A 6,911-nucleotide genomic window follows, 5' to 3' on the forward strand; every position below is an offset into this window, starting at 1 on the left:
CTTCCGATCATCCGAGTTTTTCTATTTCACCCTAGTCTTCGCTTTTGCAGACCTTTCAATCCTGGTATTCTGCCTTAAGCCCTTTTGAACTATTAATGAACTTAATAAATATATTCTACACTTGAATAAGAAATCCTGCCCCTCTACCTAAGATCAGATGTTTACGTCAGATCTAACATTGCTAAGAAAGTAACTTAAGCGTTATGTCATCCTGAAGGAGGAACGACTGAAGGATCTATCGTAATTCGTCCTAAACCTTGGGTAAATAAGATTCTTCGCTGTGCTCAGAATGACGTTAAACTTATTCTTTCTGACAGTACAGAAAAACTAAATAGAGCCGACCACATACATGATCGGCTCTATTAATAATTAGCAAACTAAAAACTAAAAGTGACTTATACGCATCCGGTTGGTTTTGGAAGTCCAGCAATTTTACAAGCGCCTTTTCCTGGGCCAGCTGGGAAAAGTTCATAGATTTTCTTTTGGTCATAACCGGTGTCTTTAACCATTTTACGAACCATAGGAGCAACACCAAACTGATCAAAATAGTCACGTAGATAGTTAATCATTTTCCAATGATCTTCAGTAAGTTCTTCTACTTCCTCAGTGGCAGCGAGAGCATGAGCTACTTCTTCAGTCCATACAGCATAATCCTCAAGAAAACCGTCTTCGTCCAGTTCAACAGTTAAATCTCCTACTACTAGTTGAGCCATAATTAATAATTCCTCCTTATGTGTGTTTATAAAATTGATACTGTTTGAGATCGGGATACCCACCTCCCAAACAAGCATCAAAACCAATCAATACCAACCTTTAGCTTGCTTTTTCTTCCCTAACTGAGATTGCAACTTTGTAGAGTATCGTGATTAGCAACAAACCAATCGAGTATACACCCAAAGTTACTAATACCTCATTGAGAGTCGGAGCATATTCGACAACTCGTTCGAAGGAATTAGGGACGAATCCTGCAACAATTAACACCATACCTTTATCAATCCAGTTAGCAATGATGATCGACAGAAGTCCAATAGTTAAAGTTGCTCCATTCAGTCGTGTACTTGGGAAAATGAGAATTGCAACTCCCAAGAAGGCTAAGACCACTGCTGTCCACATAATGGGTACTAAACTATTATAACCATTTAAGCCAAAGAGGGTATATCTTAAAGCTGCACTATATTCAGGAATACCACTATAGAATGCTGTAAAGACCTCTAAGATATAGAAGAATATATTGGCAATCATGGCATATCTAACTATTTTCACTAATGACTGGATTGCTCCACCTTCCGGATCCGGGTTAAACTTACTGACCTTTCTAACAATAAAGCATAAGATGAGCAAGATTGCCGGACCAGCAGCGAAAGCGGATGCTAGGAAGCGCGCAGCCATAATAGCAGATAACCAGAGATGCCTGCCCGGAAGACCAGCGTATAAGAAGGCTGTGACGGTATGAATACTGACAGCCCAAGGAATGGAGAGATAAATGATTGGTTTAACCCATTTCGGAGAAGGAAAGCCCTTGCGCTCCGCACCGAGAGTCGTCCATCCAACAACCAAGTTAATAAGAAGATATCCGCATAGGACTATCATATCATAAAACATAACTGATCGGGGACTTGGATGGAGGATTACATTCATAATCCGCATTGGTTGCCCTAAGTCTACTACAATAAATAACATACACATTATCACCGCTGGGATAGCCAAAAACTCTCCGAGGATGACCATTTTGCCAAATTTCTTAAAGTCATGGAGATAATAAGGCAATACTAACATAACTGCAGAAGCCGCTACACCCACAAGGAAAGTAAACTGGGCAATGTATAATCCCCAAGATACGTCCCGGCTCATGCCTGTTACGCCTAAACCATCGTTAAACTGATTCATATAAGCATAGAAACCGACTGCTATCATACCTAGTAATAGTGTAACCCATATCCAATACTTTCTACTACCCGACAATGCTTTTTCAATCATGTTCGCCACCTCCTACTAGGTAGTAAACACAGGGTTGGGTACCCAATTCTGGTTTACGTCGAATAGTAAGTTTCGTACTGATGATCTTTCGCACCTCGGAATTTGGATCATCTAAATCTCCGAATATTAATCCACCATTGGACTGCTCTACACAAATTGGCTGTAGTCCGTCAGCTAAACGTTCATAGCAAAAGTTGCACTTTTCAACTACACCCGGTGTTCTCGTTGGATATTCTGGGGAGATTTCATCAATATGGGTTCTTGGATCTTTAAAGTTAAAACTTCTTGCACTGAATGGGCAGGCTGCCATACAGAATCGACATCCAATGCACCGGTGAAAGTCCATTGCCACAATACCATCCGGTCTCTTGAACGTTGCCTGGGTGGGACATGCCTTTACGCAGGGTGGATTATCACAATGATTACATGTTACCAAAAAGGGACTATGCATTACATGCTCATCTAAATACTCGTTAAACCCACCGGCAAAGGTATGATGATAGTCATCTTTCCAGAGCCATTTAATTTCATCTTTTGGATTGCCAAAATCAGGTACATTGTGGAGTTTATGACAAGCTTCAATAACCTTGTTTATGTCAGCTTCTGTTTTGAATTTGCTCATATCAACAACCATAGCCCAACGCTTAGCTGGCATATCCTTTGGAGCCTTTGCGAATCCAGCTGCTTCAGCAACATCTTTCTTTCGGAAACCGCTGATTACAAAAGAACTCCCTAGTCCCAACGCAGTGATCACTCCAGCTCTTCTCAGAAATTGTCGTCTATTGATGCTCATTTCACCGCCTCCTTTGGCTCAAAATGGCAAGTCCAACATAACGGCTTCACAGCTGAATAATCATGACAGGAGGCACAGAATTCAGGTGAGACATTTAATGCTGGGTTACTTACTCCTGTGCTGTTCGCTGGATTGTTTAGGACTACTGGGTTCGAAGCCGACTCAGTTGCATGACATTTCAGGCATGTATCTTGAAGACTAATATCGAATTCCTTACCTTGGCTATTGATATACACTGTCTGTCCGTTCCGTACCGCTTCCTCTCTCCATTGATTGAGGAGTTGCATGTGATTCTCTTTCATAAATTCTGGCGACTCCACACATTGCTGTTCGGATGCAGGCAGCTGTTGGATAGCTGGAGTATCAAGAGCAACGTCTGGTCCAGCATTGACTTTTCCCATGTTATAGAAGAAAGGGATCGTAAAAAGTGCCGCAAAGATAATGAGTGAAGCAATTATTTTTCCGCCTTTATACATTACTCATTACCCCCTTTTCCTGGAAGATCTTCAAAACGGAGATTAGTGGTTCTCTCTTTCTCGCCTTTCATTACCAAGGCATTACCAACTAGCTCGGTTACACCAGTAACTCCTACCCCTGGATTCCAGTAGTCCATTAAAGCTGGTAATGCGGCACGGTCAACTGCACAAATGTTTGCCAGCATGTTCACTCCATGCTTTTCACGTACATACTTAACAGCATTAGCTCGTGGGAATCCACCTCTCATGCGCTGTTCCATATTTTCAGAAGCGTTTAGTCCTGATCCGCTGCCACAGCAGAAGGTCTTCTCTCGGATCGTGTTTTCTGGCATCTCGTAGAAATTATTGCAAACTGCTTTAATGATTTCTCTTGGTTCATCAAGCAATCCCATTCCACGAGAAGGATTACAGGAATCATGATAGGTAACCTTTAGATGGTCATTGCGACTTGGGTCAAGATTTAATTTTTTGTGCTTAATTAAGTCAGCGGTGAATTCGGAAATATGAATCATCTTAGTCGATTTAGCATTTTCAAAGACTGTGCCAGTAATTGGTGAAACCGGAACCTCTAAGAAATCTGCAGGACCATGCCAGGTATCCATGTATTGGTTCAGGACCCTCCACATATGTCCACATTCTCCACCAATGATATATTTAACCCCTAATCGTTTTGCTTCGGCATAAATCTTATAATTAAGTCTCTTCGCCATATCATTTGATGTGAAGAAGCCGAAGTTACCACCTTCAGAGGCATAGGTACTCCAAGTATAGTCCAGACCTAGCTCATGGAAGAGCATAAGATAACCCATACAAGTTTGAATCCCTGGTTCACCTAGAAGGTCGCCTGAGGGAGTGACAAACATGATTTCGGCACCTTTTCTGTTAAAGGTTGGATTGACTCTAATACCAGTGATATCCTCAATATCATCGACCATGGATTCAATGTTCCCAGTAATTGCATGGGGCTCTAAGCCTAGGTGATTCCCCTTCATGTAACAGGCTGCAGCCGGTCCTGCAATCCAGTCGATATTTAAACCTACTAGATTAAGAAGTTCTCTACCAATGATTGTGACCTCTGCTTGGTCAATACCATAAGGACAGAAGACCGAGCAACGTCGACATTCGGTGCATTGGAAGAAGTAAGACCACCATTCCTTTAGAACATCCATATTAAGCTCTCTGGCACCAGCCAGACGTCCAAGGAATTTCCCTGATTTTGTGAAATACTTTTTGTAAACAGATCTTAGCAGCTCTGCCCTCAGTACAGGCATATTTTTGGGGTCACCAGTGGCGATGTAGAAATGACATTTATCAGCGCAGGCACCACATCTAACGCAAATATCCATAAAAACTTTGAAAGAGCGATATTTACTCAATCGTTCTGCGATTCCATCTAGAATAGTAGATTCCCAACCATCCGGTATTTTCCAGTCTTCGTCAGCTGGCGACCACTGTCTTGGGTTAGGTAAGCCTAACGTGAGGAGATCCTTTTCTTTCGCTCCCCAGCAATAGGTACCCGGTTTGAATTCTACTGGTGTATCCATCCAATCCGTTGCCGGGTTTTTAAAGTCAATTTTCGATAATTCTCCCGGTTTAGGAAGTTTAACTTTCGGCGCCATCCACGATCACTCCTTTTCTACCGGTATACCAGCTTTTTTCATTTTGGCCCTAAATTCGTCTTCATACTGTTCATAAGTATGAACCTTAACTTCAGGGTTCCAGGGGTTAATGTGTCGAACCATGCGATTGTTACTAATCATATTTCGAGTAGGACTCATGAAAATTCCGCCCATATGCATCAACTTACTTGTAGGGAAATAAGCAAAAAGCACACTGACTAAGAAAATATGAATGTAAAACATTGGGCCGATTCCTGGGGGGAGGACTGGCTGAAACGTAGCTAATCCAATTGCCAATTGCTTGACTGCAACCAGATCGACTTTATAGAAATAACGCATCAGGATCCCCGAGATTGCTATGCTCATAATCATAAACAGTGGGAAGAAATCAGCAGGAAGTGAGATGTAGCGAACCTGTGGAACAACAATTCTTCTGAGGAACAGATAGGTAATCGCGACTAAAATAAAAGCATCTGTTAAGTAAATCGCTGGTAAGCCAATCTGTAGGATTCCGTCAACACTCTCAAGGGCTTGAATTGCAAACGGAATAGGCTCCAAGAAGAATCTAAGATGTCTTACAATGATGATAAGGAATGACCAGTGAAAAAACAAACTACCTAACCAAAGCCATTTTGCCGAGCCGTAAGCTAGTTCTGGGCCATTCTGCCCTTCCCTTAATTCAGTCTTAGTATTGCGGAACAGCGAGCGAAAAAATAGTACTTCCATAGCCATTCTGACAATAACACCAAAAGCACTTGTTGGATTCTCAATCTTATTCTGTTTGATCCATGGGAGTGATTTTTGCTGTCCAATCGTTGTAGGAATACGGAAGGGTACTGGAGACCGCCCCCATTTGATAACTCGGTAAATAAATCCACCTACAAACATAGCGAAGGCTAGATAGGGTATAATAATACCAAAGACATAATGCAAATTTGTAATAAACGCTCCCATGGTGGCTACTAGAATGATTAAAATGACTGCGAGGAAAGAAAACAAGACTTTCACTCTACGACCTCCTTCCTTTAATTTTGGTCTTTGGGTTCACTTTCTGGATCAGGAATCTCGGACATTAAATTAGCTTTCTTTAATAGGGTAAAGGTCATTCGTTTTAGCTCATCTGTCCTTAGTTCATAGATTTGTTCTCGGCATTTAACATATATATCAAAGGCATTAAGGGCCAGATCATCTATTTTTGATTCAAACTCCAACAGCTCAGCATAGATCTGGTTCTGCCTTATTTCCTTTCCCAATTCTTCGCGGATGATGGTTTTAAGTTGGAAGATAAAGGCCATAGCCTTCGCAGGTGTAAAATCTTGTATTGCTCTAACCTTAATGATATCATTGAGAAATTGTAGACTTTCTGCGGAGTCCTCATCTTTAACCAGCACTTCTAAAATGCCGTCCATCCCTTTAGTAAAGGTATAACCCACGGGATTTGCAAACCTATCTTTTTGACTCATTAAAAAGCCCGAGTCATCGTTGGGGTACGACGCTATTATGGTATCTAACCATCGTTTTGAAATGGTGGATTTCTTTTCTTTTAAGATTTCGTTCAACTTGATGTCCAATTTTGACCACTCCTTGTAGTTTATATAGTGAGACCTGCTTTATTGATTCCTACCAGGAACGCTCATTACCACCATTTTGATGGCCTTTGCGGAACACAATTCAGTCGATGTTGGCGCTATTCAACATCGACCTATCCTGAGAACGTTTTCACATAAATAGTGCCCTATTCCCCCCCGAACCAGGATGGATTACATCACTCATAAGCATCTGAAGCACACTCTTTTATCACTAAGAAGCTTATGAATCTTTACCCCAAGGAGTAAGTATTCCAGAGTATAAGATCACATTTGTTCTTATTATCACTATCAGTCTAAGGAATTTTACTAAGCTTGTAAAATTCTTATTTCTTATTGATCAATTAGATAATCGTATTGCGATCATAAATAGGAAAGAGCTACAAAAATTGCAGCCCTTTCCTTGAAGATTATCCTAAAGCACGTTCTAGAATTTCATTAAGTCGATTCACCATTCCTC

The 6,911-nt window shown here is 41.2% G+C and carries 7 protein-coding genes; all 7 read right to left on the minus strand.

Annotated features, from left to right (window positions below; genetic code table 11):
• Window positions 1–395: 395 nt before the first annotated feature.
• The 7 genes from HGJ98_RS01920 to HGJ98_RS01950 all read right to left on the minus strand — a co-directional run bounded on the left by HGJ98_RS01920 (window position 396) and on the right by HGJ98_RS01950 (window position 6,436).
• Window positions 396–713 carry a TusE/DsrC/DsvC family sulfur relay protein gene (locus tag HGJ98_RS01920; RefSeq protein WP_291349305.1) on the minus strand — a complete coding sequence of 106 codons (318 nt, stop codon included), beginning with the start codon at window positions 711–713 and terminating at the stop codon, window positions 396–398.
• A gap of 100 nt (window positions 714–813) precedes the next feature.
• Window positions 814–1,977, minus strand: coding sequence for a sulfate reduction electron transfer complex DsrMKJOP subunit DsrP (dsrP, locus tag HGJ98_RS01925; RefSeq protein ID WP_291349306.1), 1,164 nt, complete (start codon window positions 1,975–1,977; stop codon window positions 814–816).
• On the minus strand, window positions 1,970–2,770 hold the full coding sequence (gene dsrO / locus HGJ98_RS01930; RefSeq protein ID WP_291349307.1) for a sulfate reduction electron transfer complex DsrMKJOP subunit DsrO: 801 nt from the start codon (window positions 2,768–2,770) through the stop codon (window positions 1,970–1,972). Before dsrO ends, dsrP begins: the two co-directional genes overlap by 8 nt.
• Window positions 2,767–3,246, minus strand: a complete 480-nt coding sequence (gene dsrJ / locus HGJ98_RS01935) for a sulfate reduction electron transfer complex DsrMKJOP subunit DsrJ (RefSeq protein ID WP_291349308.1) — start codon at window positions 3,244–3,246, stop codon at window positions 2,767–2,769. The genes dsrO and dsrJ overlap by 4 nt, the downstream gene beginning before the upstream one ends.
• Entirely contained in the window at window positions 3,246–4,865 is a 1,620-nt protein-coding gene (gene dsrK, locus HGJ98_RS01940; RefSeq protein ID WP_291349309.1) for a sulfate reduction electron transfer complex DsrMKJOP subunit DsrK, read from the minus strand. Before dsrK ends, dsrJ begins: the two co-directional genes overlap by 1 nt.
• Before the next feature lie 6 nt (window positions 4,866–4,871).
• Complete coding sequence (gene dsrM / locus HGJ98_RS01945; protein ID WP_291349310.1) at window positions 4,872–5,873, minus strand: sulfate reduction electron transfer complex DsrMKJOP subunit DsrM; 1,002 nt, start codon at window positions 5,871–5,873, stop codon at window positions 4,872–4,874.
• A 17-nt stretch (window positions 5,874–5,890) separates the two neighbouring features.
• Window positions 5,891–6,436: an RsbRD N-terminal domain-containing protein gene (locus HGJ98_RS01950; protein WP_291349311.1), complete on the minus strand. Its 546-nt coding sequence runs from the start codon at window positions 6,434–6,436 to the stop codon at window positions 5,891–5,893.
• Between the last annotated feature and the right edge of the window lie 475 nt (window positions 6,437–6,911).

The organism is Desulfosporosinus sp., from assembly GCF_014237355.1.
Classification (GTDB): Bacteria; Bacillota; Desulfitobacteriia; order Desulfitobacteriales; family Desulfitobacteriaceae; genus Desulfosporosinus.